The 25605-nt window shown below is 68.2% G+C and carries 21 protein-coding genes and 1 pseudogene; 11 read left to right on the forward strand and 11 right to left on the reverse strand.

The window, feature by feature from the left end:
- Nucleotides 1-24: 24 nt before the first annotated feature.
- Together BACI71_RS16260 and BACI71_RS16265 are read right to left on the reverse strand one after the other, a co-directional pair.
- Complete coding sequence (locus BACI71_RS16260; RefSeq protein ID WP_159760382.1) at nt 25-744, reverse strand: PEPxxWA-CTERM sorting domain-containing protein; 720 nt, start codon at nt 742-744, stop codon at nt 25-27.
- 181 nt (nt 745-925) lie between these two features.
- On the reverse strand, nt 926-3526 hold the full coding sequence (locus tag BACI71_RS16265; protein WP_159760384.1) for a glycosyl hydrolase: 2601 nt from the start codon (nt 3524-3526) through the stop codon (nt 926-928).
- Between the two features lie 372 nt (nt 3527-3898).
- Here BACI71_RS16265 and BACI71_RS16270 point away from each other — a divergent pair, with 372 nt between their 5' ends.
- The 5 genes from BACI71_RS16270 (at nt 3899) to katG (ending at nt 11108) form a co-directional block, all read left to right on the forward strand.
- Nucleotides 3899-5077 carry an acyltransferase family protein gene (locus BACI71_RS16270; protein WP_159760386.1) on the forward strand — a complete coding sequence of 393 codons (1179 nt, stop codon included), beginning with the start codon at nt 3899-3901 and terminating at the stop codon, nt 5075-5077.
- A 194-nt stretch (nt 5078-5271) separates the two neighbouring features.
- Nucleotides 5272-6420 carry a glycosyltransferase gene (locus BACI71_RS16275; protein WP_159760387.1) on the forward strand — a complete coding sequence of 383 codons (1149 nt, stop codon included), beginning with the start codon at nt 5272-5274 and terminating at the stop codon, nt 6418-6420.
- Nucleotides 6420-7502 (forward strand): glycosyltransferase family 4 protein, encoded by a 1083-nt coding sequence (locus tag BACI71_RS16280; RefSeq protein WP_159760389.1) that lies wholly within the window; start codon nt 6420-6422, stop codon nt 7500-7502. The genes BACI71_RS16275 and BACI71_RS16280 overlap by 1 nt, the downstream gene beginning before the upstream one ends.
- Entirely contained in the window at nt 7499-8704 is a 1206-nt protein-coding gene (locus tag BACI71_RS16285) for a glycosyltransferase family 4 protein (protein ID WP_159760391.1), read from the forward strand. The genes BACI71_RS16280 and BACI71_RS16285 overlap by 4 nt, the downstream gene beginning before the upstream one ends.
- 184 nt (nt 8705-8888) lie before the next feature.
- A complete protein-coding gene (gene katG / locus BACI71_RS16290; protein ID WP_159760393.1) occupies nt 8889-11108 on the forward strand; it encodes a catalase/peroxidase HPI in 2220 nt (739 codons plus the stop codon).
- 370 nt (nt 11109-11478) lie between these two features.
- Here katG and BACI71_RS16295 read toward each other — a convergent pair whose 3' ends face one another.
- From BACI71_RS16295 to BACI71_RS16310, 4 genes are read right to left on the reverse strand one after another with little or no spacing between them, the layout of a single operon-like run.
- Nucleotides 11479-11685: a hypothetical protein gene (locus tag BACI71_RS16295; protein WP_236553021.1), complete on the reverse strand. Its 207-nt coding sequence runs from the start codon at nt 11683-11685 to the stop codon at nt 11479-11481.
- A gap of 1 nt (nt 11686) precedes the next feature.
- A complete protein-coding gene (gene tgt / locus BACI71_RS16300) occupies nt 11687-12820 on the reverse strand; it encodes a tRNA guanosine(34) transglycosylase Tgt (protein ID WP_159760397.1) in 1134 nt (377 codons plus the stop codon).
- Complete coding sequence (locus BACI71_RS16305; protein WP_159760399.1) at nt 12817-13365, reverse strand: EF-hand domain-containing protein; 549 nt, start codon at nt 13363-13365, stop codon at nt 12817-12819. Before BACI71_RS16305 ends, tgt begins: the two co-directional genes overlap by 4 nt.
- Nucleotides 13366-13419: 54 nt before the next feature.
- A complete protein-coding gene (locus BACI71_RS16310) occupies nt 13420-14208 on the reverse strand; it encodes a FadR/GntR family transcriptional regulator (protein WP_159760401.1) in 789 nt (262 codons plus the stop codon).
- A 158-nt stretch (nt 14209-14366) separates the two neighbouring features.
- Between BACI71_RS16310 and BACI71_RS16315 the strand changes: the two genes are divergently transcribed.
- The 3 genes and pseudogenes from BACI71_RS16315 to BACI71_RS16325 all read left to right on the forward strand — a co-directional run bounded on the left by BACI71_RS16315 (nt 14367) and on the right by BACI71_RS16325 (nt 18183).
- Complete coding sequence (locus tag BACI71_RS16315; protein WP_201297397.1) at nt 14367-15938, forward strand: alpha-N-arabinofuranosidase; 1572 nt, start codon at nt 14367-14369, stop codon at nt 15936-15938.
- A pseudogene (locus tag BACI71_RS16320) lies at nt 15938-16990 on the forward strand (glycoside hydrolase family 43 protein); the annotation flags it as partial. The gene BACI71_RS16315 and the pseudogene BACI71_RS16320, both read left to right, overlap by 1 nt.
- A 203-nt stretch (nt 16991-17193) precedes the next feature.
- Nucleotides 17194-18183 (forward strand): arabinan endo-1,5-alpha-L-arabinosidase, encoded by a 990-nt coding sequence (locus BACI71_RS16325; RefSeq protein WP_159760407.1) that lies wholly within the window; start codon nt 17194-17196, stop codon nt 18181-18183.
- Between the two features lie 242 nt (nt 18184-18425).
- Here BACI71_RS16325 and BACI71_RS16330 read toward each other — a convergent pair whose 3' ends face one another.
- The 4 genes from BACI71_RS16330 to BACI71_RS16345 all read right to left on the reverse strand — a co-directional run bounded on the left by BACI71_RS16330 (nt 18426) and on the right by BACI71_RS16345 (nt 21451).
- Nucleotides 18426-19799, reverse strand: a complete 1374-nt coding sequence (locus BACI71_RS16330; protein WP_159760409.1) for a glutamate--cysteine ligase — start codon at nt 19797-19799, stop codon at nt 18426-18428.
- Nucleotides 19800-20166: 367 nt separating this feature from the next.
- On the reverse strand, nt 20167-20907 hold the full coding sequence (locus tag BACI71_RS16335; RefSeq protein WP_159760411.1) for a 16S rRNA (uracil(1498)-N(3))-methyltransferase: 741 nt from the start codon (nt 20905-20907) through the stop codon (nt 20167-20169).
- Nucleotides 20907-21071 carry a hypothetical protein gene (locus BACI71_RS16340; RefSeq protein WP_028967579.1) on the reverse strand — a complete coding sequence of 55 codons (165 nt, stop codon included), beginning with the start codon at nt 21069-21071 and terminating at the stop codon, nt 20907-20909. Before BACI71_RS16340 ends, BACI71_RS16335 begins: the two co-directional genes overlap by 1 nt.
- Nucleotides 21068-21451 carry a DUF2147 domain-containing protein gene (locus tag BACI71_RS16345; RefSeq protein WP_236553022.1) on the reverse strand — a complete coding sequence of 128 codons (384 nt, stop codon included), beginning with the start codon at nt 21449-21451 and terminating at the stop codon, nt 21068-21070. The genes BACI71_RS16340 and BACI71_RS16345 overlap by 4 nt, the downstream gene beginning before the upstream one ends.
- Nucleotides 21452-21554: 103 nt before the next feature.
- Here BACI71_RS16345 and ubiA point away from each other — a divergent pair, with 103 nt between their 5' ends.
- The 3 genes from ubiA (at nt 21555) to BACI71_RS16360 (ending at nt 24660) form a co-directional block, all read left to right on the forward strand.
- Nucleotides 21555-22463: a 4-hydroxybenzoate octaprenyltransferase gene (gene ubiA, locus BACI71_RS16350; protein WP_236553023.1), complete on the forward strand. Its 909-nt coding sequence runs from the start codon at nt 21555-21557 to the stop codon at nt 22461-22463.
- A gap of 63 nt (nt 22464-22526) precedes the next feature.
- Entirely contained in the window at nt 22527-23873 is a 1347-nt protein-coding gene (locus BACI71_RS16355; protein ID WP_159760417.1) for a TldD/PmbA family protein, read from the forward strand.
- On the forward strand, nt 23866-24660 hold the full coding sequence (locus BACI71_RS16360; RefSeq protein WP_159760419.1) for a 3'(2'),5'-bisphosphate nucleotidase CysQ: 795 nt from the start codon (nt 23866-23868) through the stop codon (nt 24658-24660). Before BACI71_RS16355 ends, BACI71_RS16360 begins: the two co-directional genes overlap by 8 nt.
- A gap of 151 nt (nt 24661-24811) precedes the next feature.
- Here the strand turns inward: BACI71_RS16360 and BACI71_RS16365 are convergent, their stop codons facing one another.
- The gene (locus tag BACI71_RS16365; protein ID WP_236553024.1) at nt 24812-25591 is read right to left on the reverse strand and encodes a sulfite exporter TauE/SafE family protein; all 780 of its coding nucleotides are present in this window, start codon (nt 25589-25591) and stop codon (nt 24812-24814) included.
- Nucleotides 25592-25605 lie beyond the last annotated feature (14 nt).

Below are 25605 nucleotides of genomic sequence, written 5' to 3' on the forward strand. Positions count from 1 at the left end.
CATCAGCGCGCTCCGGCAGGCTGCTTAGGCGAAGCGCACCCGGGCGTCCACGCGGCGGCGGCGCAGCGCGACGCCTGCGAGCGCGAACCCGGCGACCATCATCGCCCAGGTCGCGGGCTCGGGCACCGGCGAGGTCATACCGGTGCGGATCGTGTCGATCGACAGGTCGGCGACTGTCGGCGCGCCGAACGCACCGGCCGCGGCGTCGCGATTGGCGATCTTCAGCACGCCCTTGGCATTGTCGGCCATCGACAGGTCGCTCAGGGCGACCGCTCCGACGCCGGGCTGCGACAGGACGTTGCGCAGCGTGTCGAAGCCGAGGCTCAGCAGCGTGTTGTCATTTGGCTTCTGCGACAAGTCGGTGTCGTCGACGAAGAAGGTCGCCGAATCGGTCCCGCCGTTGCCCGCGGCATCGGTAGTCCGCACGAAGCCGTTGGAGGACCCCGTGAAGCGGTAGCTGCCCGAGCCGATCGTCAGCACCGCACTGATCGGCGACGCTGCGCCCATGCCCGCCAGATACGACGAGGTGGCGGTCTCCGCCAACGTGCTGCCGGTCGCTGCCTCGATCGTGAAGATCGCGCTGAATGCCTGTCCCGCCAGGCTCGCCCCGGCTGCGCCGAACTGGCCGCCAGCATCGATGCCGCTCATCACCTTGCCGCTCACCGTCACCGTGGTCGGCGCTGCCGCGGCCGGCACCGCGGCCACCGCCAGCGCCGCCGCGGCGCTTCCCAGAATACTCCGCATCGTCAACACCCCTGTCTACGCAACATGCACGACCGGGAATGGCGAGCCGCTATGATGTAGACAAGCAACGCTTATTCTTAACAATGCCCGACATCGGGACGCTTTCGAACGGTGTGTTCCGGGACGGGAACCACCCGCGCGGACGACGGTTGTTGTCGCCCGCGCGGCACGTCTCCCTGCCTCAGATGAAGCCGAAGCCGCCGCCGGTGAACGCCAGATGGTCGGCGCTCACCCCCGAAACGAGGATCGAGTTGCCGCCGCCCAGATCGATCAGCGCTCCGCCATGCACGTTGCTGACGCCCGGCGCCGCGGTGAAGTGATAGGCGTCGAGATCGATCCGGTCGCCCTTGCCGAAATCGCCGATCACGTCCTTGCCCGAACCCGTCCCAAAGACGAAGTGGTCCGCACCGCCGCCGCCATAGAGCGTGTCGTTGCCGGCGCCGCCGGTGATGACGTTGTCGCGCGCATTGCCGCGGATGACGTTGTCGAGCGCGTTGCCGGTCGCGCTGATCGCATTGCCGGTCAGCGTCAGATTCTCGACGTTGTTGCCCAGCGTATAGTCGATCGACGCGAGCACGGTGTCATTGCCGCCCAGACCGTTGGCGAAATACTCGATCACACGGTCGCCGATATTGTCGACGACGTAGGTGTCGTCGCCGATACCGCCCTCCATCGTGTCCGCGCCGGTGCCGCCGTCGAGGTAATCATTGCCTTCGTTCCCGGACAGGATGTCGTCACCCGCGCCGCCCAGCAACGTGTCGTCGCCGGCATAGCCCTTGAGCACGTCGTTGCCGTCCAGCCCCGACAGCGTGTCGTTGAAGTTGGTGCCATACAGCGCGTTGTCGAGCGCGTTGCCGGTCCCGATGCGCGCATTGTTGGTCAGGTAGAGCGCCTCGACATTGGCAGTCAGGGTATAGTTCACCAGCGCATAGACGGTGTCATAGCCGCTGCCCTTGCCCGCGCCCTCGATCACCATGTCGCCGACATTGTCGACGATATAGGTGTCGTCGCCGGCATCGCCCTGCATCACGTCCGCGCCGCTGCCGCCATCGAGCCGGTCGTTGCCGTCGCCGCCATACAGCCAGTCGTTGCCCTGGTCGCCAAACAGCTGGTCGTCGCCGGCATTGCCCCAGATGTAATCGTCGCCGGCCATGCCGTGCAGGACGTCGTTGCCCGCGCTGCCGTTCAACCCGTTGGCCAGTGCATTGCCGGTGCCGACCCGCGCATTGCCGGTCAGATAGAGGTGCTCGACATTGGCGGCCAGCGTATAATCGATCGAGCTGTAGACGGTGTCGAGGCCGTCGTTGCCATATTCGCGCACTATGTCGCCGGCATCGTCGACGACATAGGTGTCGTTGCCCGGCCCGCCTTCCATGAAATCCGCGCCGGCGCCGCCGTCGAGATAATCGTTGCCCTCGTTGCCATGCAGCTTGTCGCTGCCGTTGCCGCCGAACAGCGCGTCGTCGCCGGCATAGCCGCGCAGCGTGTCGTCGCCGTCCAGGCCGCTCAGCACGTCGCCGGCCGCGGTGCCATAGATGCTGTTGTCGAGCGCGTTGCCCGTGCCCTTGGTGGCGCCGGTCACCAGATACAGGTTCTCGACATTGTCGCCCAGCGTGTAGTCGATCTTGGAATAGACGGTGTCGATCCCCTCGCCCGCGCGCTCGACGATCTTGTCGCCGGCATGGTCGACGATATAGGTGTCGTTGCCGGTACCGCCGACCAGCGTGTCGGCGCCGGTGCCGCCGTCGAGCCGGTCGTTGCCCGCCCCGCCGTACAGCTTGTCATTGCCCGCGCCGCCGAACAGGTCGTTGTCCATCGCATTGCCGGTGATGACGTTATGGTCGGCGTTCCCCGAGCCGCGGATCGCGTTGCCGGTCAGCGTCAGGGCGATCTCGCCCGCCCGCAGGTAATCGTCCGTCGTCGACACGCGCGTCACCGCATCGCCCGGCTTCGCCAACTGGTCGATCATCGAGAGATATTCGGCCGCGGCCTGCTTGTACTGGCCCTTGCTCAGCTCGCCGGGGAAAGCAGCGTTGGAATCCCAGTAATTCTGGTAGACCATGTCGTGGTCGGCCATCCACTGCATGGCCAGCTTCACGAACTCGGGAGAGTCGGTGTTGATCCCCCATTCGGCGATCGCGGTTTCCTTGCCGTGCGCAGCGGCGAAGTCCTGCTGCCACTGCAGGCCATAGGGCTGCTTGACGAACCAGTCGAACGCCTTGATCGCGTCCTTGTCGTGCCACGCGGTGTTATAGTACATGTCGACACCGATCACGTCGACATACTTGTCACCGGGATAGGCTGCTTCGGGGTTCATGTCCCATACGTCAAGGCCTAAGCACCATTCGAAGACGAACTTGTCCGAGACCGAGCGTGCTGCATCGACGAACTTGCGGAACGCCGCGGCGTAATTCTCCGGCTCGCCGACCGCGGAAGACGAATTCCAGCCCTTGCCGTTGAATTCCCAGCCAAGCCGGACATAGATCTTGTCGTCACCGGTCGAGGCCGCCGCGAGCTGTTTGGCCATCGCGAGGAAGTTGGCGTCGTACTTGCCCGCACCCGCGTCGCCCAGCTTGGCGCCGTACGGGATCAGCGGGATTGACCACATGATCGAGACGTCCTGATTGGCGAACATGTCGGCCTGCCACTGCACCGATGACAGCCAGTCCTTCCAGCCCGCTGTACCGCCATGCAACTGGATCGCATCCAGGCGTCCGCCCGCCCAGGCCTGATCCTTCAAGTAATCGTCAACGCTGTACGCGTTGTATACCGATGACAACATGTTGAATACTTCCCGCCCATGCCTGATATCCCCCGATATCAAGCACGCCCCACGATAACCTTGAGAAGTGAGGTTGATGACGAGTTAAGCATCTGGACCAGCGCCATGACACGTCCCTCCCTGGCGCTGCCGCCGGGCGCCGGGGCGCCGGCCAACGCGCCGCGCCACGATCGCGCGGCGGTCCGCGCGCGACCTTGACCCCGTCGACCAGACGGCTGACGCGCAGTCACGGCGGCGGCGCTTCACTATTCCTTGCATGATCTGCCGGTTCGCGGGCATGACGGGTGCACGGCACCATCGATGCAACCGGTCGCGACGCGCGTACCGATCCAGCTTGGTCGGCGGCGCGCAACGAGGACCAGGGAAGCAGCGATGAACGGAACCGCAGCGTCGATGCACGACGATGGCGTGCCGAGGGACAAGGTCAAAGCGTCGCAGACGTTCGAGGGCGTCCAGCTCCTGCGCGGCTTCGCGGCGATGATGGTGGTGTTTCACCACATGTGCTGGGTCGTCACCACCTATCACCCCGGCCAATCCGCCATCGCGACGTTCCGGCGCCTCGCCGAGGTCGGCGCCGGCGGCGTGGACGTGTTCTTTTGCATCAGCGGCCTCGTGATCGCGCATGCCGCCCGCAATCTGTCGGCGGGGGCGGGCAGCGCGCGCACCTTCGCATGGCGGCGACTGCTGCGGGTGCTGCCGCCCTACTGGATTTTCACAGGCCTGTTGTTGTTGCTGTGGGTGACGGGGATCGGACTGAAGGGGCTGAACGTCACCCCCGGTCTCGTCGTCGCGTCCTTCCTGCTGATCCCCTGGCCGAAAACGACCGCGGCGGGCGCGATGAGCTATCACCCGATCCTCGATGTCGGCTGGACGCTGACGTTCGAGATGTACTTTTATGCGATCTGCACGCTTGTCATCGCGCTGGCGGGTGGACGGCGCATCTGGCCGTGGACGATCGCGGGGCTGGGTGTCGTCGCAACACTCAGCCTCCTGACGGCGGGATCTGACGGCGTTGCCTCGGCAACCCTTGCCTCGCCGCTGCTGTGCGAATTCATCGCCGGCGTGCTGCTGGCCCGCTTCGTTGCCGGTCGAGTCGCTCCACGTGCAGGCCGCGTCCTGATCGTGCTCGGCGTCGCCGGGTTCGTCGCGTCGATCTTCGTTCGCGATCCGATGGCGTGGCGCGTGCTGTGCTGGGGCATTCCGGGTGCCTTGCTGGTTGCGGGCGCGGTGCTGATCCCGGTCCGCCTCGACACGCGCGTATCGCGGCTCTTCGGCTTTCTCGGCACTGCCTCCTATACCATCTATCTCGTCCATCCCTTCTTCACATTGATCGCAGGGACCTTGCTGAAGCGGGGAACGATGACGCAAATTCCTCCTGATTTATTGCTGATCGTGTTGACCATCGTTGCTGTGGCCGGCTCGGCGATAAGCTGGTTCTTCGTGGAAGGGCCGCTGATCCGGTTGCTCAAGCCCCGTTCGCGCACCGCGACGCTGGCGAAGCGGTCGCTCGGCGCATCAACCGCACCCGTCACCCCCGACGCACCTCGTTGAGAACCCTGTCGATCGTTACGCGCTTGCGCGCGGCAGAAGCACGCGGCTAGAAGGCGCCGCGTGCGAGGCTGCCGCCGGAACGAGCGGCCGTGTTCATGATACGGCAGGGAGTTTGAGCTGGTGCAACGGGTCGTGCCCAAGCGTGGAAGGTCGTCGCAGCGTTGCGACGGATGCCACGCCGCGGCGGTGAGCGTATGATAACGACGGACAGTCCCCTGCGCATCTGTCTCGTGATCGAGGCGGGCGGCGGCGGCGCGAGCCGCCATGTGCTCGACCTCGCCGGCGCGTTCCGGGCGCGCGGCCACCATGTCCATCTGATCTATTCGGCGGTGCGCGCCGAGGCGCGGCACCTCGCCGAGATCGCGGCGCTGCCTATCACCGCCGAGCCGCTGGAGATGCACCGCTCGCTCGGGCTGCACGATTTAGCCTCGGCGCGCGCGCTGGGGGTCGCGGTGCGCCGCGCCGGGCCGTTCGACATCGTCCACGGCCATAGCTCGAAGGCCGGCGCGCTGGTCCGGCTCGCCGACGTCGGCGGCGCGAAGCGCGTCTATACGCCGCACGCCTTCCGCGGACTCGATCCCGGCGCGTCGCTGCCGGCGCGGGTCTTGTTCAACGGCGCGGAGATCGCGCTCGGCCTGACGCGCACCGACGCGCTGATCGCGGTGTCCAGCGAGGAGCTGGCGTTTGCGCGCAAGCTGCATATCGCCGATGGCCGCTGCCACCTGATCCGCAACGGCGTCATCAACATTCCGGACGTCACCCGCGCACAGGCGCGCGCCACGCTCGGCCTGCCCGACGATGCGCCGGTGATCGGCTTCGTCGGTCGCCTCTCCTATCAGAAGGCGCCGGAGCGCTTCGTCGAGGCGATGCGCCGCGCGATGGCGCAGGTGCCGACGCTGCGCGCGGTGCTCCTCGGCGACGGCGAATGCGCCGATGCGGTCGAGCAGGACCTCGCCGCGTCCGGCATGGCGGATCACTTCATCTGGAAGCGCTCCGCGAAGGCGCAGGATTATCTGCCCGCCTTCGACGCGGTGATGATGACCAGCCGCTACGAGGGCCTGTCCTACGTCCTGCTCGAAAGCCTCGCCGCGCATGTCCCGATCGTCACCACCGAGGTGGCGGGCGCGCAGGACGTGATCGGCGACACCGGCTGCGGCGTGATCGTCGCCAACGACGAAACGGTGGTCGACCGGCTGGTCGAGGCCGCGACCCTGATCGGCACCGATGCGGCGGCGCGCGCCGCCATGGCCGCTGCCGCCGCGCGGCGCAGCAACGAGGTGAACGGAATGCGCATGATCGACGAGACCGAGCGGCTCTACCGCCAGCTGGTCGGCCAGCCTTGATGCAGACCGTCTTCATCAACGGGCGTTTCCTCACCCAGCCGATCAGCGGCGTGCAGCGTTATGCGCAAGAGATCGTCACCGCGCTCGACGCGCTGGCCGGCGATGGCGCGCTCCCGGCGCGCTACGTGCTGCTCACCCCGCCCGGCGCGCGCACGCTGCCGCTGCGGCATATCGAAACGCAGACGATCGGCAAGCGCGCCGGCCATTATTGGGATCAGGTCGATTACGCGCGCGCCGCCAGCCGCGGCACCGCTCTGTGCCTCGCGATGACCGGACCGGTCGCGCTGCGCCGGCAGGTGGTGGTGATCCACGACGCCGCGGTGCAGCGCCATCCCGAGCATTTCAGCAAACCCTATGTCTTTGCGCACAGCTGGCTCGACCGGCTGCTCGCGCGCCGCGCGGTGGTCGCGACCGTGTCCGAATTCTCGCGGCGCGAACTCGCCGACGTGCTGCCGGTCGCGGCGAAGGACATCGTCGTCGCCCCCAACGGTGCCGAGCATCTGTCGATCACGCCCGATGCCGGTGTGGTCGAGCGGTTGGGGCTGACCAAGGGCGGCTATTTCCTCACGCTCGGCAATCTCACCCGCAACAAGAACCTCGCGGTCGCGCTGCGTGCGCTGGCGCGGCTCCAGCCGGGCAGCGCGAAGCTGGTCGCGGTCGGGCGGATGGACCGCTCGGTGTTCGGCTCGGCCGGGCTGCCCGAGCCGGGTGCCGACGTGCTGCTCCCCGGCCGGCTCGACGATGCCGAGGTCGCCGGGCTGATGCAGGGCGCGCGCGCGCTGATCTTCCCGAGCATCTACGAAGGCTTCGGCATCCCGCCGCTCGAGGCGTTCGTCAACGAATGTCCGGTGCTCGCCAGCACCGCACCGGCGGTGCAGGAAGTGTGCGGCGACGCCGCCGATTATTTTGAGCCGCATGACGATGCAACGCTCGCGCGGCTGATGCAGATGCTGCTCGACGATCACGACGGCGAGGTCCGCCGCGAGCGGCTGGCGAAGGGCCGGCAGCGCGTCGCGCGCTACACGTGGCGCGGTTCGGCGCAGATCCTCGCCGACGCCTGTGCGAAGGTCGCCGCGCGATGAAGGTGCTGATCGTCAACGTCCTCTATCCGCCGCACAAGATCGGCGGCGCGGAGAAATCGGTGTCGCTGCTCGCCGAGGCACTGGTCCGCGCCGGCGACGAGGTGGTGGTCGCGACGCTCGACGACATCGCCGCGCCCGTTACCGAGGTGAAGAACGGCGTGACGCTCCGTCGCCTGCCGATCGACAATGTCTACTGGCCCTACGATCCCGACGCGCCCGCGCAGCCGAAGCTGAAGCGGCTGCAATGGCACGCGCGCAACCGCTGGAACCGCGCGGCCGCGCGCCGGATGGGGAAGCTGCTTGACGAGGTTCGCCCCGACGTCGTCCATTGCAACGTCATCACCGGGTTCAGCCCGGCGATCTGGCGCGAGATCAAGCAGCGCAAGCTGCCGCTCGTCCAGACGCTGCGCGATTACGGCGTGATGTGCACGCGCTCGGCACTGTTCAAGAACGGCGCGAACTGCACGACGCGCTGCCTCGAATGCCGCGTGCTCACCGCGCCGGGCAAAACCGAGTCCGCGCGCGTCGACCAGCTCGTCTCGAACAGCGATTACGTCATCCGCCGCCACCATGCCGAGGGCTATTTCCCGGGCGTGCCGGCACGGCGCATCTTCAACATCGTCCCGCTCGACGAACAGCCGCGCGACACCAAGGCACCCGACGCGCCATTCGTGTTCGGCTTCATCGGCCGCATCGAGGCCGAAAAGGGAATCGACGTGGTGCTGGAGGCAACCACCCGCGTCTCCCGCGCCGACTGGCGGCTGCGCATCGCCGGGGTCGGTGTGCCCGAATACGTCGCCGAACTGAAGGCGCGCTATCCCGATCCACGCATCGAGTGGCTCGGCTTCTCGCAGGCGGGCGACTTCTACCGCGCGATCGATACCGTGCTGATCGCCTCGGTCTGGCCCGAGCCGTTGCCGCGCACGCTGATCGAGGCGCTGTCCTACGGCCTGTCGGCGATCTGCGCCGAGGCGGGCGGCATTCCCGAGATCGCCGACCTTGCCGCCCACGCGATCACTTACGAGCCCACCGATGTGGAGGCGCTGGCTGCCGCGATGGACACCGCGCTTGGCGATGCCGCGGCGTGGCGAACGGGCGGGCTCAGCGACCCGCAAGCGCTCGGCTGGTTCGCGGAGGACAAGATCGTCGCGGAGAATCGCGCTGCCTATTCCGACGCGATCGCGGCGACGGCGGCACGCTGAGCTGTCCTTGAGGCGCTGAAACGGCTGGTGATCGACGCTGTCGATCATACCGTCCGACTTTTCGCATTTTCCCGATCAGTCTCCGTCCGCTACCACTGGTGTCACAGATCGCCGGAAAGGTCGTGCGCGCCCGTGCGTAGTGGCAGCAGCAGGCCCGGACACCGGTCGCGACAGGAGACGAGACATGGACGCCATTACCGAAGGTAGCCCGATCAACGATCCCAGGAAGCAGCCCGCCGCGATGCGCAAGCTGCTGGGGCACACGTCGCGCGACTGGTGGCCTGAGTCGTTGTCGATCGACATCCTCCATCAGCAAGGCAAGTCGGGCAGCCCGTTCGGCGACGATTTCGACTATGCCGCCGAATTCCTGAAGCTCGACCTGAAGGCGGTGAAGGCCGACCTGACCGCGCTGATGACCGACAGCCAGCCGTGGTGGCCGGCCGATTACGGGCATTACGGCCCGTTCTTCATCCGCATGGCCTGGCACTCGGCCGGTACCTACCGCACCGGCGACGGGCGCGGCGGGTCGTCGGCAGGGCAACAGCGCTTCGCCCCGCTCAATTCGTGGCCGGACAACGGCAATCTCGACAAGGCGCGCCGCCTGTTGTGGCCGATCAAGCAGAAGTACGGCCGCGCGCTCAGCTGGGCCGACCTGTTCATCCTCGCCGGTAATGTCGCAATCGAATCGATGGGCGGTCCGACCTTCGGCTTCGGCGGCGGACGCGCGGACGTGTTCGAGCCCGAGAAGGACGTTTACTGGGGCACCGAGGAGGAATGGCTCGGCCAGACCCGCATCGACGAGGAAGCCGGGCTGGCGCTCGAAAGCCCGCTCGCCGCGATCCAGCACGGCCTCATCTACGTGAACCCGGAAGGCCCGGGCGGCTGCCCGAACCCGATGGGCTCGGCGCGCGACATGCGCGAGACGTTCGCGCGTATGGGCATGAACGACGAGGAAACCGCCGCGCTCACCGCCGGTGGCCATACCTTCGGCAAGGCGCACGGTGCGGGTGATCCCAAGCTGGTCGGCCGCGAGCCGGAGGGCGCGGACATCGCGTCGCAGGGGCTCGGCTGGGCCTCGACGCACGAAAGCGGCATGGGCGATCACACGATCACCTCGGGGATCGAGGGCGCGTGGACCCCGACGCCCACGACGTGGGACATGACCTATTTCGACATGCTGCTCGACCACGAATATGAGATCGTGAAGAGCCCGGCCGGCGCGCATCAGTTCCAGCCGGTTGGCAACCCCGACGACACGCTGGCCCCCGCCGCGCACACGCCGGGCAAGAAGGTGCCGACGATGATGACTTCGGCCGACATGGCGCTGAAGGTCGACCCGAAATACCGTGAGGTCATGGAGAAATTCCGCGCCAACCCCGCCTGTTTCGCGGAGGCGTGGGCGCGCGCGTGGTTCAAGCTGACCCACCGCGATATGGGGCCGAAGATTCGGTACCTCGGCAGCGAGGTGCCGCAGGAAGACCTGATCTGGCAGGATCCGATCCCGGCGGTCACTCACCCGCTGGTCGACGCCGCCGATGTCGCATCGCTCAAGGCGACGCTGCTCGACCGGCTGTCGGTGCAGGATCTGGTCAGGACCGCCTGGGCCTCGGCCTCGACCTTCCGCGGATCGGACAAGCGCGGTGGCGCGAACGGTGCGCGCATCCGCTTCGCTCCGCAGCGCAACTGGGAGGTCAACGAGCCCGAGAACCTCACCCGCGTGCTCGGCGTGATCGAACAGGTGAAGGCCGAGTTCGACGGCCCGGCGACGGGCGGCAAGCAGGTGTCGATCGCCGACCTGATCGTGCTCGGCGGCAGCGCGGCGGTCGAGAAGGCGGCAAAGGACGCCGGGCATGACGTCACCGTGCCGTTCACGCCGGGCCGCGCCGACGCGCTGGAGGAGCAGACCGACGCCGAGAGCTTCGACGTGCTCGAGCCCAAGGCGGATGGCTTCCGCAACTATCTGCAGGTCAAGTTCAACGTACCGACCGAGGAATTGCTGGTCGATCGCGCGCAATTGCTCGGGCTCACCGCGCCGGAGATGGCGGTGCTGGTCGGGGGCTTGCGCGTGCTCGGCGCCAACGCGCAGGGCAGCGAACATGGCGTGTTCACCAGGCGCGTCGGGCAGCTGACCAACGACTTCTTCGTCAACCTGCTCGACATGAATACCGCGTGGAAGCAGGTCAGCGACGAGAGTGACGAGGAGTTCGTCGGCACCGATCGCAGCACGCACGAGCAGAAGTGGACCGCGTCGCGCACCGATCTGGTGTTCGGATCCAACTCACAGCTTCGCGCGCTGTCGGAGGTCTATGCCTGCGACGATTCGAAGGAAAAGTTCGTGGCCGACTTCGTCACCGCCTGGACCAAGGTGATGGACGCGGACCGTTTCGATCTGGTCACGCACTGAGAGATCGGCTAGCAAGCCGTTGAAGAATTGGGAGGGATCGGGCTGCGCCATTCGGCTGCGTCCCGGTCCCTTCCTCCTTGTACCGGCCGAACAGCCCTTCGGGTCGCCCCGTGGCTGGACAGTCGGGGTCGCCGGCGTGCCCCCCACGCCGGCGGCCGAACTTGCGAGGCGGGGCATCATATTTCGTCATTGCGAGCGTAGCGAAGCAATCCAGGGCGTCCTGATCCGGCCCTGGATTGCTTCGCTACGCTCGCAATGACGTACTCTTCGTCACCCCGGCGACGGCCGGCCCCAGTTGGGAAGGCCGAAGAAACGGAGCGCGGCGCACGTCACCAGCGTGCCCCAACCGGCCCGCCGCCCGAAGAGCGCCCTACTTCTTCCCGTCATCCTTGCGCGAGTTCGCGAACAGCACCGCCGCGGCGACCGCCGCCGAACCGATCCCGACGCCCAGCCACGTCTTCCCCGGCTGCCAGCGGCCCTTGCGCTGATGCGCGGCGGCGCGCGGCGCGCCGGCTTCTTCATGCGCCTTGGCGGCCGCGGCGGCTGCCAGGATCTCGTTGGGTTGCTCGTCGCTCACGTCACTCTCCTTTTGGCGCGTCATAGCGCGCACGAAAGCCATTGGCGAACGCCGCCAATCGCCCTTCAACGATCGCGGCGCGCAGGTCGGCCATCAACGCTTCGTAGAAGGCGATATTGTGCTCGGTCATCAGCATCGCCCCCAGCATCTCGCCCGCGCGTACCAGATGGTGGACATAGGCGCGCGTCCACGTCGTGCACACCGCACACGCGCAATCCGGGTCGAGCGGACCCTGATCCTCGGCAAACCGCGCGTTGCGGATGTTGATCGGCCCGGTCCGCGTGAACGCCTGCCCCGTCCGCCCGGAGCGCGTCGGCATCACGCAGTCGAACATATCGACCCCGCGCTCGACGGCGCCGACGATATCGGTCGGCTTGCCCACCCCCATCAGATAGCGCGGCTGCTCGACGGGCAATTGCCCGGTCGCGAAGTCGAGGCAGCCGAACATCGCCGCCTGCCCCTCGCCGACCGCCAGCCCGCCGATCGCATAGCCGTCGAAGCCGATGTCGATCAGCGCATCGGCGCTCGCCTTGCGCAGCCCTTCGTCGAGCGCGCCCTGCTGGATGCCAAAGATCGCATTGTTCGCGGCATGGTCGCCGCCGCCGTCGAACGCATCGCGGCTGCGCTTCGCCCAGCGCATCGATCGCTCCATCGCGGCGGTCTGCACCTCGCGGGTCGAGGTCGTCGGCACCAGCTCGTCGAACGCCATCACGATGTTGCTGCCCAGCAAGCGCTGGATCTCGATCGAGCGTTCCGGCGTAATCATGTGCCGCGTGCCGTCGAGGTGCGACGCGAACGCCACGCCCTCCTCGGAGCGCTTGGTCAGCGCCGACAGGCTCATCACCTGATAGCCGCCCGAGTCGGTCAGGATCGGCCTGTCCCAGCCCATAAAGCGATGCAGCCCCCCCAGCCGCGCCACCCGCTCCGCACCGGGACGCAGCATCAGATGATAGGTGTTGCCGAGGATGATGTCCGCGCCGGCGCGCTCGACGTCGGCGGGCTTCATCGCCTTGACGGTCGCGGCGGTGCCGACCGGCATAAACGCCGGCGTGCGGATCACCCCGCGATGCATCGTGATCGTGCCCGTCCGCGCCGCGCCATCGGTTGCGGCGACCGCGAAAGCGAAGCGCGTCATCGCCGTCCTCCGCGCCGCTTCCTGTCGGCATCGGGCGCGTCGTCCTTTTTCTCGGGCCGCCGCCCCGCAGTCGGCCCGCGCGCATCGACCGGCATCGTGCGGTAGGTCAGCAGTTCGGCCCGGCTGATCGCATGATCGCCGTCGCGATCGTAACGCGCGAACAGCCGCGAGAAATGATCCTGCAACTCCGCCAGCGTCACTTCGCCGTCATTGTCGCGATCGACCTCATACGGGCTCGGCAGCGCAGCGCGGTCGCCGAGATAGCGCAGCGCCCAGTCGCCGAACGCGATGTAGCGCAGCTTGCCGGTCTTGTTCGGATCGAACGCCGCCAGCGACGCCGCGACGCATTCCTCAAGCTCGTAGCGTTCGACCTTCGCATCACCGTCGCGGTCGCAGGCGGCGATCATCATCGCCACCGGCTCGACCACCATCGTCGCCGGGGTCTGCGGGGTGGCGGGTAGCGGCGCGCGGACGGTGATGTCGCCGTCCTGCGGCGTATCTTGCACCGGGGCCGCGGCGAGCAGGAGCAACGCAAACGGAATCATTACCGCTCCGTGGCAGAAGCCTGCGCGGATCGCCAGCGTCTTCGGGCCGCGCCGTCACCCCTCCATCGCGGACTTCGTATCCTCCAGCGCGAGATCGACCAGAGTCCGCATCGCCGCGGTCGCGCCTGCCACGTCGCCCGCCGCGATCATATCGTGGACGCGCACATGGTCGGGGATCGGGTTGCGCGGCAGCGCCCGTGCGCGCTGCTTGTATTGCGTCGTCCAGTGGATCGCCGCGCCGATGCTCGCGCTCAGCACCATCAGCGCGTCGTTGCGCGTCGCACGCAGCACCGCATTGTGGAAATCCTTGTCCGCCGCGCGCCCCGCCTCGGTTGCCAGCGTATGCCGTCGCATCGCCGCCAGCGCGTCCTTCATCGCCTTCAGATCAGCCTTGTCGCGCCGCTGCGCCGCCAGCCCCGCCGCCGCCGGCTCGACGATCGCGCGCAGCTCGAACAGCGCGCGAACGAACTGCACATCCGGCGCCCCCGCGAACGCCCAGGCGAGCACATCAGGGTCGAGCAGATTCCAGCGTTCGCGCGGCAGCACACGCGTCCCCGCCTTGGGCCGACTCTCGACCAGCCCCTTGGCCGCGAGCACCTGCATCGCCTCGCGATACGCACTGCGCGACACGTCGAGCGCCTCGGAGAAGGCGACCTCGCCGGACAGCGTATCGCCCGGTTGGTATTCACCCGAAACGATCGCCGTGCCCAGCTTGTGCGCGATCGCGCCATGCAGCCGCCGCCCGGTGCCGCGCACCGAGGCGCGCGCCGCGCTGACCGCGATATCATCCGCCGCCGGCGCGTCGCCCTCCTGCTGCGGCACGCCGCTTTCCCGATCCGCCATCACCGCTCCTTTGTGACCTGCTTTATTGTGCCGTGGCAAGCGCGCCGCGCCGGGCAAATGGTCGTTGCAATGCTCGATACCGAAACCTAATGTCCGAGTAATGAGCAAAAACAGCGAGGTGGGCAATGCCCCCGCCACGCTTCTTTCGGGAGGATAGGATGAAGGCACGTTTGTTCGCTTATGCCGGAGCGCTGGCCATCGGGTGCGCCGCACTCGCCCCCGCCACCGCCCAGGACGCGCCTGCCGCCACCGCCGAGTCTGCGACGCTCGCGGTGCGCGGAGACACGCCGGGCCCGGTCTACGACAGGCGCATCTTCACCCAGTTCGCCGAGCATCTTGGCAACGGCGTTTACGGCGGCCTGTGGGTCGGCAACGACCGCAAGATCCCGAACACGCGCGGCTTTCGCAACGACGTCGTCGGCGCGCTGCGCGACCTCGGCACCCCGGTCATCCGCTGGCCGGGCGGCTGCTTCGCCGACGAATATCACTGGCGCGAGGGGATCGGGCCAAAGAACAAGCGTCCGGTCAAGATCAACACCCATTGGGGCGGCGTCACCGAGCCCAACACCGTCGGCACGCACGAGTTCATGGACGTCACCGAGCAGATCGGCGCCGACGTCTATATCTCCGGCAACGTCGGCAACGGCACGCCGCAGGAAATGGCCGAGTGGGTCGAGTATATGACCTCGCCGGCCGGTTCGCTGGCGGACGAGCGGGCGAAGAACGGCCGCAAGCAACCGTGGAAGCTGCCCTATTTTGGCATCGGCAACGAGTTGTGGGGCTGCGGCGGCAACATGAAGCCGGAATATGCCGCCGACGTGACGCGCCGCTACGCCACCTTCGTCAAGGCGCCCGCCAACACCCGGATCGAGAAGATCGCCTCGGGCGCGAACGGCGACGACTATAACTGGACCGAGGTGATGATGCGCGAGGCGGGCGACAAGCTCGACGGCCTCTCGCTCCATTATTACACCGTCCCCGGCGTCTGGGAGAAGAAGGGCTCGGCGATCGACTTCGACGAACTCGGCTGGGCGGAAACCCTCGCCAAGACGTGGAAGATGGAAGAGCTGGTCACCAAGCACAGCGCGATCATGGACAAATATGATCCGCAGAAGAAAGTGTATCTGGCGGTCGACGAATGGGGCACCTGGTACGATCAGGATCCGGGCACGCATCCGGGCTTCCTGCGCCAGCAGAACTCGCTGCGTGACGCGCTGGTCGCCGCGATCAACCTCAACATCTTCGCCAAGCACGCCGACCGCGTGAAGATGAGCGCGATTGCGCAGATGGTGAACGTGCTGCAGGCGATGATCCTGACCGATGGCAGCAAGATGGTGCTGACGCCGACCTATCACGTCTTCAAGATGTACAAGCCGTACATGGACGGCATGGTGCTGCCGATCGACATCAAGTCGCCGTGGTACAACAAGGACCAGTGGACGATCCCGGCGGTCAGCGCCTCGGCGGTCCGCGACAAGGCCGGGGTGACGCACGTCGCGCTCGCCAACGCCGATCCGAACCGCACGATCACCGTCAGCACGACGCTGACCGGGGTGAACGCGTCGCGCGTTGCGGGCACGATCCTGACCGGGCCGAAGGTCAATTCGCTCAACACCTTCGACCAGCCCAACGCCGTCGCGCCCGCTGCCTTCAACGGCGCGCAGCTGAACGGCGGGCAGCTCACCGTCACGCTGCCGGCCAAGTCGGTGGTCATGCTGGACCTCAACTGATGAGCGATGATCTGGCGCTTCTGTCACGCCGCCTGTTCGTGGCCGGGGGCGCGGCGCTTGCCGCCGCCCCCGCGCTGGCCCGCACCCGCGCGGTGCCGGGCACCATCGTCAACCCGCTGGTCCGCCAGCGCGCCGACGCGCAGGTGTTCCGCCATACCGACGGCTGGTATTACATGACCGGTTCGGTGCCCGAATATGACCGGCTGGTGCTCCGCCGCTCGAAGACGATCGCCGGCCTGTCGACCGCGACCGAAAAGGTGTTGTGGCGGCACGAGAAGACCGGCCCGCTGTCGGGGTTCCTCTGGGCGCCCGAGCTGCATCTGATCGACGGCAAGTGGATCATGTATTTCGCCGCCGGTCCCAGCGGCGGCGGCGAGGACGTCTTCCGCATCCGCACCCATGCGGTTGTCTGCGACAGCGCCGATCCGATGATCGGCGCGTGGACGGCGCTGGGGCAACTCAAGACCGCGTGGGACAGCTTCAACCTCGATTCGACCAGCTTCGTCCACCGCGGCCAGCGCTATCTCGCCTGGGCGCAGCGCGAGGAGGGGATTGATACCAATTCGAACCTCTATCTCGCCCCGCTCGCCACCCCGCTGACCTTCGCGGCAAAGCCGGCGCGGCTGGCGATCCCCGAGCTGCCGTGGGAGATCCGCGGCTTCAAGGTTGCCGAGGCCCCCGCGCTGCTGGCGCGCAACGGCCGGTTGTTCATGACCTATTCGGCGAGCGCCACCGACGCGCGTTACTGCTTGGGGATGCTCACCGCGCGCGACGACGCCGACATCATGGACCCGGCAGCGTGGACCAAGTCGCCCGAGCCAGTGATGAAAACTTCGCGCGAGCACAAGATCTTCGGACCCGGCCACAACAGCTTCACCGTCGATGAGCGCGGGCGCGACATGATGGTCTTCCATGCGCGTGATTACGAGAAGATCGTCGGCGACCCGCTGTTCGATCCCAACCGCCACACCCGCGTCCAGCCGATCCGCTACAACGCGGCCGGTGTCCCGCAGTTCGACCCGCCCGTCGCCAACGGCCCGCTGCCGCGCAGGGGATAATCCCGCCACGTGCGGTGCGGTGCATGACGTCGCCACCCCGCCCGTCATTGCGAGCGAAGCGAAGCAATCCAGGGCCGGACCAGGACGCCCTGGATTGCTTCGCTTCGCTCGCAATGACGACGCGGCTCCCCCACGATCAAGCCGGTAGTTGTATGAGTATTGCAGATCATGTCTGCGCACCCGACAGGAGCTTCGCCATGCGCACCATCCTCCGCAGCACGGCCGCGGCGCTCCTGCTCGCCACCGCCCCCGCCGCGACCGCGCCGCGCGCGTTGACCGGCGACCCCACCCCCGTCCACGACCCGGCGATCATCGCCGCCGACGGCGTCTATTACCTCTTCGTCACCGGCCATGTGCGCAGTAGCAACGGGCTGATCCCGCTCCGCACCTCCACCGACCTCAACCACTGGACGCTGCGCGGCGCATCGTTCACCGCGCTCCCCGCATGGGCGGACAGGCACGTCCCCGGCACTGCCGGCATGTGGGCGCCCGACATCACCAAAGTCGGCGATGAATACCGACTCTATTATTCGCTCTCGACCTTCGGGAAGAACCGCTCCGCGATCGGCCTCGCCACCGCGCGCCGGCTTGACCCCGCCGCGCCCGCAGCCAACTGGGTCGACAAGGGGCCAGTCGTCGAATCCGCTACCGGTGGCGACTATAACGCGATCGACCCGGCCGCCTTCACCGACGCCGATGGCCGGCAATGGCTGGCGTTCGGCAGCTTCTGGAGCGGGATCAAGCTGATCGCACTGGACCCCGCCACCGGGCTACGGCTGCCGGGCACGCCGATGCACAGCCTCGCCACACGCCCGTCGCCGGGCGCGATCGAGGCGCCGTTCGTGATCCGCCACGGCCGCTATTATTATCTCTTCGCCTCGTTCGACTTCTGCTGTCGCGGCGCGAGGAGCAGCTACAACACCGTCGTGGGCCGCGCGACCGCCCCGACCGGTCCCTATCTCGATCGCGCCGGCACGCCGATGCTGAAGGGCGGCGGCACCCCCGTGCTCGCCTCCGGACAGGGCACCGGCAGCCGCTATGTCGGCCGCGGCCACAATGCGATCCTGCAAGCGGCCGACGGCGATCGCATCGTCTACCATGCCTACGACACGCAACGGAACGGCACCCCGACGCTCCGCATCCAGCGGCTGCGCTGGGATGCCGAAGGCTGGCCTCACGCGGAGTAGCCGCCGCTCCAGAGTGCGGTCGCTCCGGCCTTGAGCCGGGGCCCCGCTTCGTCTTCAAGGCGCGACGACGTCAACTTAACCCGTCATTGCGAGCGCAGCGAAGCAATCCAGAGCCGGATCAGGACGCCCTGGATTGCGTCACTACGCTCGCAATGACGGTTGGTGTGCGCGACCGGTCATCACAATTTGGACGCCTACGGCAGCAAGCGCCGGCCCGGATCACATCTCGGACGATGAAGCGCTTAAAAACTCGCCTCGCCATAAACGCGCGACAAATCTCCGCCCCACGCGCCATGATACAGCTCGAGCAACCGCTCCGCCGGCACCTTCCCCGCGCGGACGATCTCGCGCAGCGGCTCGAGGAAACCCGTCTCATCCTCGCCCGCCGCGCTGACCCGCGCCCGCGCCTTCAGCCCGCCATGCGCGATGTCGAGTACCGCGGCCGCGATGTCGCGTAACTGCCCGCCACCGGGAATCGGCGCCGACAGCCCCAGCTTCGGCACCGCGTCGCGCAGCGCCTGCCGCTCGTCGAGCGTCCAGTGCTTGACCAGATCCCACGCCGCATCCAGCGCGACATTGTCGTAGAGCAGCCCGACCCAGAACGCCGGCAATGCGCAGATCCGGTTCCACGGACCGCCATCCGCGCCACGCATCTCGAGGAAGGTCTTCAGCCGCACCTCGGGGAAAGCGGTCGACAGATGGTCGTCCCAATCGGTGATCGTCGGCTTCTCGCCCGGCAGTACCGACAGCTCGCCGCGCAGGAAATCGCGGAAGCTCAAACCCGCCGCATCGATATAGCGCCCGTCGCGGTAGACGAAGTACATCGGCACATCGAGCATATACTCGGCGTAGCGCTCATAGCCGAAGCCGTCCTCGAACACGAACGGCAGCATCCCCGTCCGCGCCGGGTCGGTGTCCGACCAGATATGGCTGCGGTAGCTCAGGAAGCCGTTCGGCTTGCCCTCGGTGAACGGCGATGCGGCGAACAGCGCCGTCGCGAGCGGTTGCAACGCCAGCCCGACACGGAACTTCTTCACCATGTCAGCTTCGCTGGCGTAATCGAGGTTCACCTGGATCGTGCAGGTGCGCAGCATCATGTCGAGCCCCATCGTGCCGACGCGCGGCATGTGGCGCAGCATGATCGCGTAGCGCCCCTTGGGCATGATCGGCAGCTCGGCGCGCGTCTTGTCGGGCCACATGCCGAGCCCGAGGAAGCCAATTCCCAGCTTCTCGCCCGCCGCCTTCACCTGCGCCAGATGCCGCCCGGTCTCGGCGCAGGTCTGGTGAAGGTTCTCGAGCGGCGCGCCGGACAGCTCGAATTGTCCGGCGGGTTCGAGGCTGATCGACCCGTCCGCGCCGCTCAGCGCGATGACGTTGCCGCCTTCCTCGACCGGCCGCCAGCCATGCTGTTCCAGCTCGCCGAGCAATGCGCGGATTCCGCCCGCCTCGTCATAGGAGGGCGCGTGATGATCGCCGGTGGCATAGACGAACTTTTCGTGCTCGGTGCCGATCCGCCAGCGCTCCGCCGGCTTCTCCCCACTGGCGAAGCGGGCGATCAGCTGGTCGCGCGATTCAATGACCGCTGCGCGCGTGTCCGAAACGGTCTTGGTCGTCATGGCCGCGCCTTACGCCGCGATGAACCACTGCGCTAGAGCGGATCGGATTGCGATGCGTAAAGCCGCGTCGCACCTGGGAGGTTGAGGCCAACGGCTCGCGCAGAGCCCGCGGAGGACGCGGAGAGAGCGCCGGTTCCGTGCACGCCGCCCGCCCCTGCCGCCCCCGTCATTCCGGACTTGATCCGGGGTCCCGCTTTTACCGCGGCGGCGGTAGAAAGCCGAGGATGACTGACTCGATTTGGCCGCACGCATGACCAAATTGCAAAGTCGTCTGGCCCAAAACGCTGCGGAGGAAGACTAAACGTCGCTGCGCGCCCTGCGTGCTCTGCGCGAACGACGCTCTTTCCTCCTCGCCGCCGTCGAAACCCTACCAATCCCCCGCCACCGCCATCCACACCGCGACCGCCGCCGCCGCCGCCGTATCGGCGCGCAGGATTCGCGGGCCCAGCGCCACCCCGACCGCCGCCGGATGCGCGCGGATCGCGGCGCGTTCCTCGTCATCAAATCCGCCCTCCGGCCCGATCAGGATCGCCGCCGGCCCGCGCCGTTCACGCATCGCCGCCGCTGCCGGCGCGCCGCCCAGCTCGTCCGCGAAGAACAGCGCCCGCCCCGCCGACCAGTCGCGCAACAAGGCGGGCAATTTCACCATCTCCGCCACCTCCGGCACCGCGGTGCGCCCGCATTGCTCGGCCGCCTCGATCATGTGCGCGCGCAGCCGCTCGGTGTTCGGCTTGTCGACCACCGTCCGCCGCGTCACCACCGGCACCAGCCGCGCGACGCCCAGCTCGCACGCCTTCTCCGCCATCCAGTCGACGCGCCCCTTCTTGAGCGGCGCGGCGACCAGCCACAGGTCCGGCACCGCCTCGCGCTCCCGCAACCGCTCCTGCACGTCGAGCGTCAGGTCGCGCTTGCCGACCACGCTCGCCACCGCCAGCCATTCGCCGCTGGCATCGTCGAACAATTTGACCGGATCGCCCGGCTTGGTCCGCATCACCGACACCAGATAATGCGCCTGCGGTCCCGACAGCGTCAGCGCGCCGGGCGCGAGCGCCGTCTCGACGAACAGCCGCGGCGTCGACCGCGGCGGCCAGGCGGGCACCGCCCCCATCATTTCTTCCTTCCCCGTCCGATCAACAGGCGCGCGATCAGGAACAGCAGCGCCCCAGCCAGCGCGACGACCAGCACCACGCCCGTCACCACCCCGGCGACGCGCAGGATGGCATAGAACAGCGCCTCGAAAAACCGGCCGATCGCGACCGAGAGATGGATCACTTCGCCGGGACGCGCGTCCAGCGCTGCTCCTTGCACCCGAAGCCCGCGAACAGGCACCCCTGCGCGATCAGCGTGTTGCGCCCGTCGAGCTGCAGCGTCCCGTCGACTTCACGCCCGATGTCCGGCACGAACACCGTCCCCGCCCACGACCCGTCGCCATCGCGCTCGAAGCCGCGGAACAGCGGCGTGCCAATCAGCCGGTCGGTCCCGCCCGCGGCGGCATCGTCCTTGGCCTTGTCGCTCGCCGACACCACCGTCCCGCACATCCCCGGCTCGCCGCGGCACGGCGCGACACGAATCCGCACGCTGTCGCCGGCATTGCGCCACGTCCCCGCCAGCGGATCGGTGGCAGCGGCGGCGAGCAGAGCGAAAAGGGTCAACATACGCGCGAACCTCGTGGAAAACCGAAGCCTCTATCTAGGGACGCGTTGCGCCGGAATGAACCGCTTCGCGCACGCGTCGGTACACGCTATCGCCGCGGGCGTGACCGACATCGTCCCCGATACCCAGCACCGCGGCCTCCTGTCGCTCCTGCCGCCGCGCGCGCGGCTGTTCGCGTCGCTGGCGCGCTTCGACCGGCCGATCGGCTGGTGGCTGCTGTTCTGGCCCGGCGCATGGGGCGTCGCGCTTGCCGGTGGGGTGGTCGAGCGCTGGCCGCTCCTCCTGTGGCTCCTCCTCGGCAGCATCGCGATGCGCGGCGCCGGCTGCGTCTACAACGACATCGTCGACCGCGATCTCGACGCCAGCGTCGCGCGCACCCGCACGCGCCCGCTGGCGAGCGGCGCGGTCTCGGCGAAGGCGGCATGGGTGTTCCTGCTCGCACTCTGCCTGATCGGGCTGGTCGTGCTGCTCCAGCTGCACCTGCCCGCCGCGATCGTCTCGCTCGCCGCGATCGCGCCGGTCGCCGCCTATCCGTTCATGAAGCGCATCACCTGGTGGCCGCAGGCATGGCTCGGGCTGGTGTTTTCATGGGCGGCGCTGGTCGGCTGGACCGAGACGTGGGGCGCGCTCACCCTGCCCGGCCTGACGCTCTACGCCGGCACGATCTTCTGGGTGGTCGGCTATGACACGATCTATGCGCTGCAGGATCGCGAGGACGACGCGCTGGTCGGCATCCGCTCCTCGGCGCTGGCGCTCGGCCGCCACGTCCGCCCCGGGGTCGGCGCCTGTTACGCGCTCGCGCTCGCGCTGTGGGCGGCGGCACTGTGGCAGGTCCGCGCCGATCCGCTGATCCTCGCCGCGCTCGCGCCGCTTGCGCTCCACCTGTTCTGGCAGGTCGCGACGTTGCGCGACGACGACGGCAACGGCGCGCTCCACCGCTTCCGCAGCAACCGCAGCGCCGGGCTGCTGATGTTCCTGGCCTGCGTCGTCGTCGGCACGCGCATCCAATAACGCCGTCGCCGCGTTTTCCTCGACGATATGGCAACCGCAACCTTTCGCCCCTAAGTCGGCTTGATGCTCACGCCCTCCCAAGCGCAGGACCGCGCCCACGACATCGTCCGCCGCGCCACCGCCGCCGGAGCCGACGCCGCCGATGCGGTGTTCGCCGCCAGCGCCTCGACCGAGGTGTCGGTGCGGCTCGGCAAGCTCGAGGATGTCGGCCGCTCGGAGGGCGAGGATCTCGGCCTGCGCGTCTTCGTCGGCAGCCGCTCGGCGAGCGTCTCCACTTCCGATCTGTCGCCCGCGGCGATGGACGCGTTGGTCGAACGCGCGGTGGCGATGGCGCGCGAGGCGCCCGAGGATCGCTGGGCCGGGCTCGCGCCGCAGGACCGGCTGCTCCACGGCACACCGCCCGCGCTCGACCTTGCCGACCGCCACGCCTGCACCCCCGAGCAGCTCCGCACCGCCGCGCAGCGTGCCGAGGACGCCGCGCGCGCGGTCGAAGGCGTCACCAACAGCGAAGGCGGCGGCGCGGCGGCGTCCGAAAGCGTCTGGGCGCTCGCCACCAGCCACGGCTTCGCGGGCAGCTACGCCACCACCGGCTTCAGCGTCTCCGCCAGCGTGATCGCGGGCGAGGGCAGCGCGATGCAGCGCGACTATGCCTTCCACTCCGCCCGCCACCTTGCACACCTCGACACCCCCGAGGCGATCGGCCAGCTCGCCGGCGAGCGCGCGGTCGCCCGCCTCGATCCGGGCAATGCGCGCAGCGGGACGATGCCGATCGTCTTCGATCCGCGCGTCGGCGCCAGCCTGCTCGGGCATCTCAGCGGCGCGATCACCGGCGGCGCGATCACCCGCCGCACCAGCTTCCTGCTCGATTCGCTCGGCACCGAGGTCTTCGCCCCCGGCGTGACGATCCGCGACGATCCGCACCGCCCGCATGGCCTCCGCTCGCGCCCGTTCGATGGCGAGGGGCTGCCGGTTTCGCCGGTCGCGATCATCGAGAACGGGATGCTGGAGAGCTGGCTGCTCGACAGCGCCTCCGCCCGGCAATTGGGGCTGGAGCCGACCGGCCACGCCGCGCGCGGGATCGGCGGTGCGCCGGGCGTGTCGACCAGCAACCTCTATATGGAGCCCGGCAAGGTGCCGGTCGCGACGCTGATCGAGGATATCGAGGACGGCATCTACGTCACCGAGCTGATCGGACAGGGCGTCAATCCCGTCACCGGCGATTACAGCCGCGGCGCGGCGGGCTTCGCGATCCGCGGCGGCGAGATCGTCGCGCCGGTCGCCGGCTTCACGATCGCGGGCAATCTGCTCGCCATGTACCGCGCGCTCACCCCCGCCAACGACCTCGTGTTCCGGCAGGGGGTCAACGTGCCCACGCTGCGGATCGACGGGATGACGGTCGCGGGTGGCTGAGCCTTCCGCCCCCGATCCCGGCCTCGTCGAGGCGGTCGTCGCGGTCGCGCGCGACGCCGGGCAGATGGCGCTCGCCCGCTGGCGCACCGATTTCGCGCGCTGGGAGAAGTCGGAGGGCAGCCCGGTCTGCGAGGTCGACCTCGATGTCGACCGGATGCTCCGCGCACGGCTGGGCGCGTTGCTGCCCGAAGCCGGCTGGCTGTCGGAGGAGACCGCCGACAATGCCGACCGGCTGGCGTGCCGTCGCGTCTGGGTGGTCGATCCGATCGACGGCACACGCGACTATATCCGCGGGCGCACCGGCTGGTGCGTGTCGATCGCGCTGGTCGAGGACGGACGCCCGGTGATCGGCGTGCTCGACGCCCCGGCGCGCGAGGAAGTGTGGTGCGCCACCGCGCCCGGCCACGCGACCCGCAACGGCGTCCGCGTCACCGCCGGCGGGCGGCTGACGCTGCCCGGTTCGCGCGTCCCCGTCGACGCACTCCCCAAGGTCGACCGCGACCTGACCGCCGTCGAGAAGCCCAATTCGATCGCGCTGCGCGTCGCGATGGTCGCCGCCGACCATGCCGATCTGGTCGCGACGCTGCGCTGGGGCAACGAATGGGACATTGCCGCCGCCGTGCTGGTGGCGAGCGCGGCGGGCGCCTCGGTCAGCGACGCGGTCGGCGCGCCTTTGGTGTTCAACAAGCCCGATCCGCGCGCCTACGGCGTGCTCGTCAGCACCGCCGGCATCCACGACGCCGCCATCCTCCGCCTCGCCGACCGCGTGAAGGCGGCGCTGGGGTAAACCTCTCGCGTCGCCCCGAACGCTCTTGTCCGTCATTGCGAGCGCAGCGAAGCAATCCAGGGCGTCCTGATCCGGCTCTGGATTGCTTCGCTGCGCTCGCAATGACGATCTACGGCTAAACCCTGAGTGCTCAAACCGGTGGACGCCAACCCTATTTCAGCAACCGCACCCCGACGATCAACAACACCACGGCCAGCGCCGGGGTCACCACCCGCTCCGGCAACCGGTCGGTCAGCTTCGCGCCAAGGATCACCCCCGGCACCGACCCGAGCAACAGCGACCCCAGCAGCGGCAGGTTGATGTTTCCGATCACCGCGTGCCCGATCCCGCCGATCAGCGCGACCGGGACCGCGTGGAGGATATCCGTCCCCACCAGCCGCTTGGCGTTCAAGCGGAACGGATAGAGCATCAGCAGCAAGGTCGCGCCCAGCGCCCCCGCCCCCACCGAGGTCAGCGTGATCAGCGTCCCCAGCAACGCCCCCGCCGCGGCGGTCAGCACCGGCTGCCAGCGCAGCATTGCCTCGGTTCGCGCGCCCTCCGCGCGCGCGAACCGCCGCGCCAGCTTCGTCCGGAACGGCGTCAACAGCGCGGAGATGACCAAAGTCACCCCCAGCACGCGCACGATCAGCCCGTTGCTCTCGGCCTTGTGGCCATGGCTCGACAGCCACCACAAGGTGATCGCCACCGCCGGCAGACTGCCCCAGCACAGCCGCTTGACGACCGCCCAGTCGGCGTTGTTCTGGCGGTGATGCATCGTCCCGCCGACGATCTTGGTGATCGCCGCGAACCATAGATCGGTCCCGACCGCCGTCGTCGGCGCGACCCCGAACATCAGGATCAACAGCGGCGACATCAGCGATCCGCCGCCGACCCCGGTCAGCCCGACAATCGTGCCGACCAGAAATCCGGCCAGCGTGCTCAGTGCGTCCAAATCGGTCTGCCCCC

Source organism: Sphingomonas sp. 8AM, from assembly GCF_902506455.1.
In the GTDB taxonomy this organism is placed as follows: domain Bacteria; phylum Pseudomonadota; class Alphaproteobacteria; order Sphingomonadales; family Sphingomonadaceae; genus Sphingomonas.

Coding starts and splice junctions, on each gene's coding strand:
- BACI71_RS16265 (WP_159760384.1), bottom strand. CDS start 3,526: ATGTTGTCATCGGTATACAACGCGTACAGCGTTGACGATTACTTGAAG.
- BACI71_RS16310 (WP_159760401.1), bottom strand. CDS start 14,208: ATGGCGGATCGGGAAAGCGGCGTGCCGCAGCAGGAGGGCGACGCGCCG.
- tgt (WP_159760397.1), bottom strand. CDS start 12,820: ATGACGCGCTTCGCTTTCGCGGTCGCCGCAACCGATGGCGCGGCGCGG.
- BACI71_RS16335 (WP_159760411.1), bottom strand. CDS start 20,907: ATGGGGGCGGTGCCCGCCTGGCCGCCGCGGTCGACGCCGCGGCTGTTC.
- BACI71_RS16315 (WP_201297397.1), top strand. CDS start 14,367: ATGAAGGCACGTTTGTTCGCTTATGCCGGAGCGCTGGCCATCGGGTGC.
- BACI71_RS16330 (WP_159760409.1), bottom strand. CDS start 19,799: ATGACGACCAAGACCGTTTCGGACACGCGCGCAGCGGTCATTGAATCG.
- BACI71_RS16270 (WP_159760386.1), top strand. CDS start 3,899: ATGAACGGAACCGCAGCGTCGATGCACGACGATGGCGTGCCGAGGGAC.
- BACI71_RS16355 (WP_159760417.1), top strand. CDS start 22,527: ATGCTCACGCCCTCCCAAGCGCAGGACCGCGCCCACGACATCGTCCGC.
- BACI71_RS16285 (WP_159760391.1), top strand. CDS start 7,499: ATGAAGGTGCTGATCGTCAACGTCCTCTATCCGCCGCACAAGATCGGC.
- BACI71_RS16305 (WP_159760399.1), bottom strand. CDS start 13,365: ATGATTCCGTTTGCGTTGCTCCTGCTCGCCGCGGCCCCGGTGCAAGAT.
- BACI71_RS16325 (WP_159760407.1), top strand. CDS start 17,194: ATGCGCACCATCCTCCGCAGCACGGCCGCGGCGCTCCTGCTCGCCACC.
- katG (WP_159760393.1), top strand. CDS start 8,889: ATGGACGCCATTACCGAAGGTAGCCCGATCAACGATCCCAGGAAGCAG.
- BACI71_RS16260 (WP_159760382.1), bottom strand. CDS start 744: ATGCGGAGTATTCTGGGAAGCGCCGCGGCGGCGCTGGCGGTGGCCGCG.
- BACI71_RS16280 (WP_159760389.1), top strand. CDS start 6,420: ATGCAGACCGTCTTCATCAACGGGCGTTTCCTCACCCAGCCGATCAGC.
- BACI71_RS16275 (WP_159760387.1), top strand. CDS start 5,272: ATGATAACGACGGACAGTCCCCTGCGCATCTGTCTCGTGATCGAGGCG.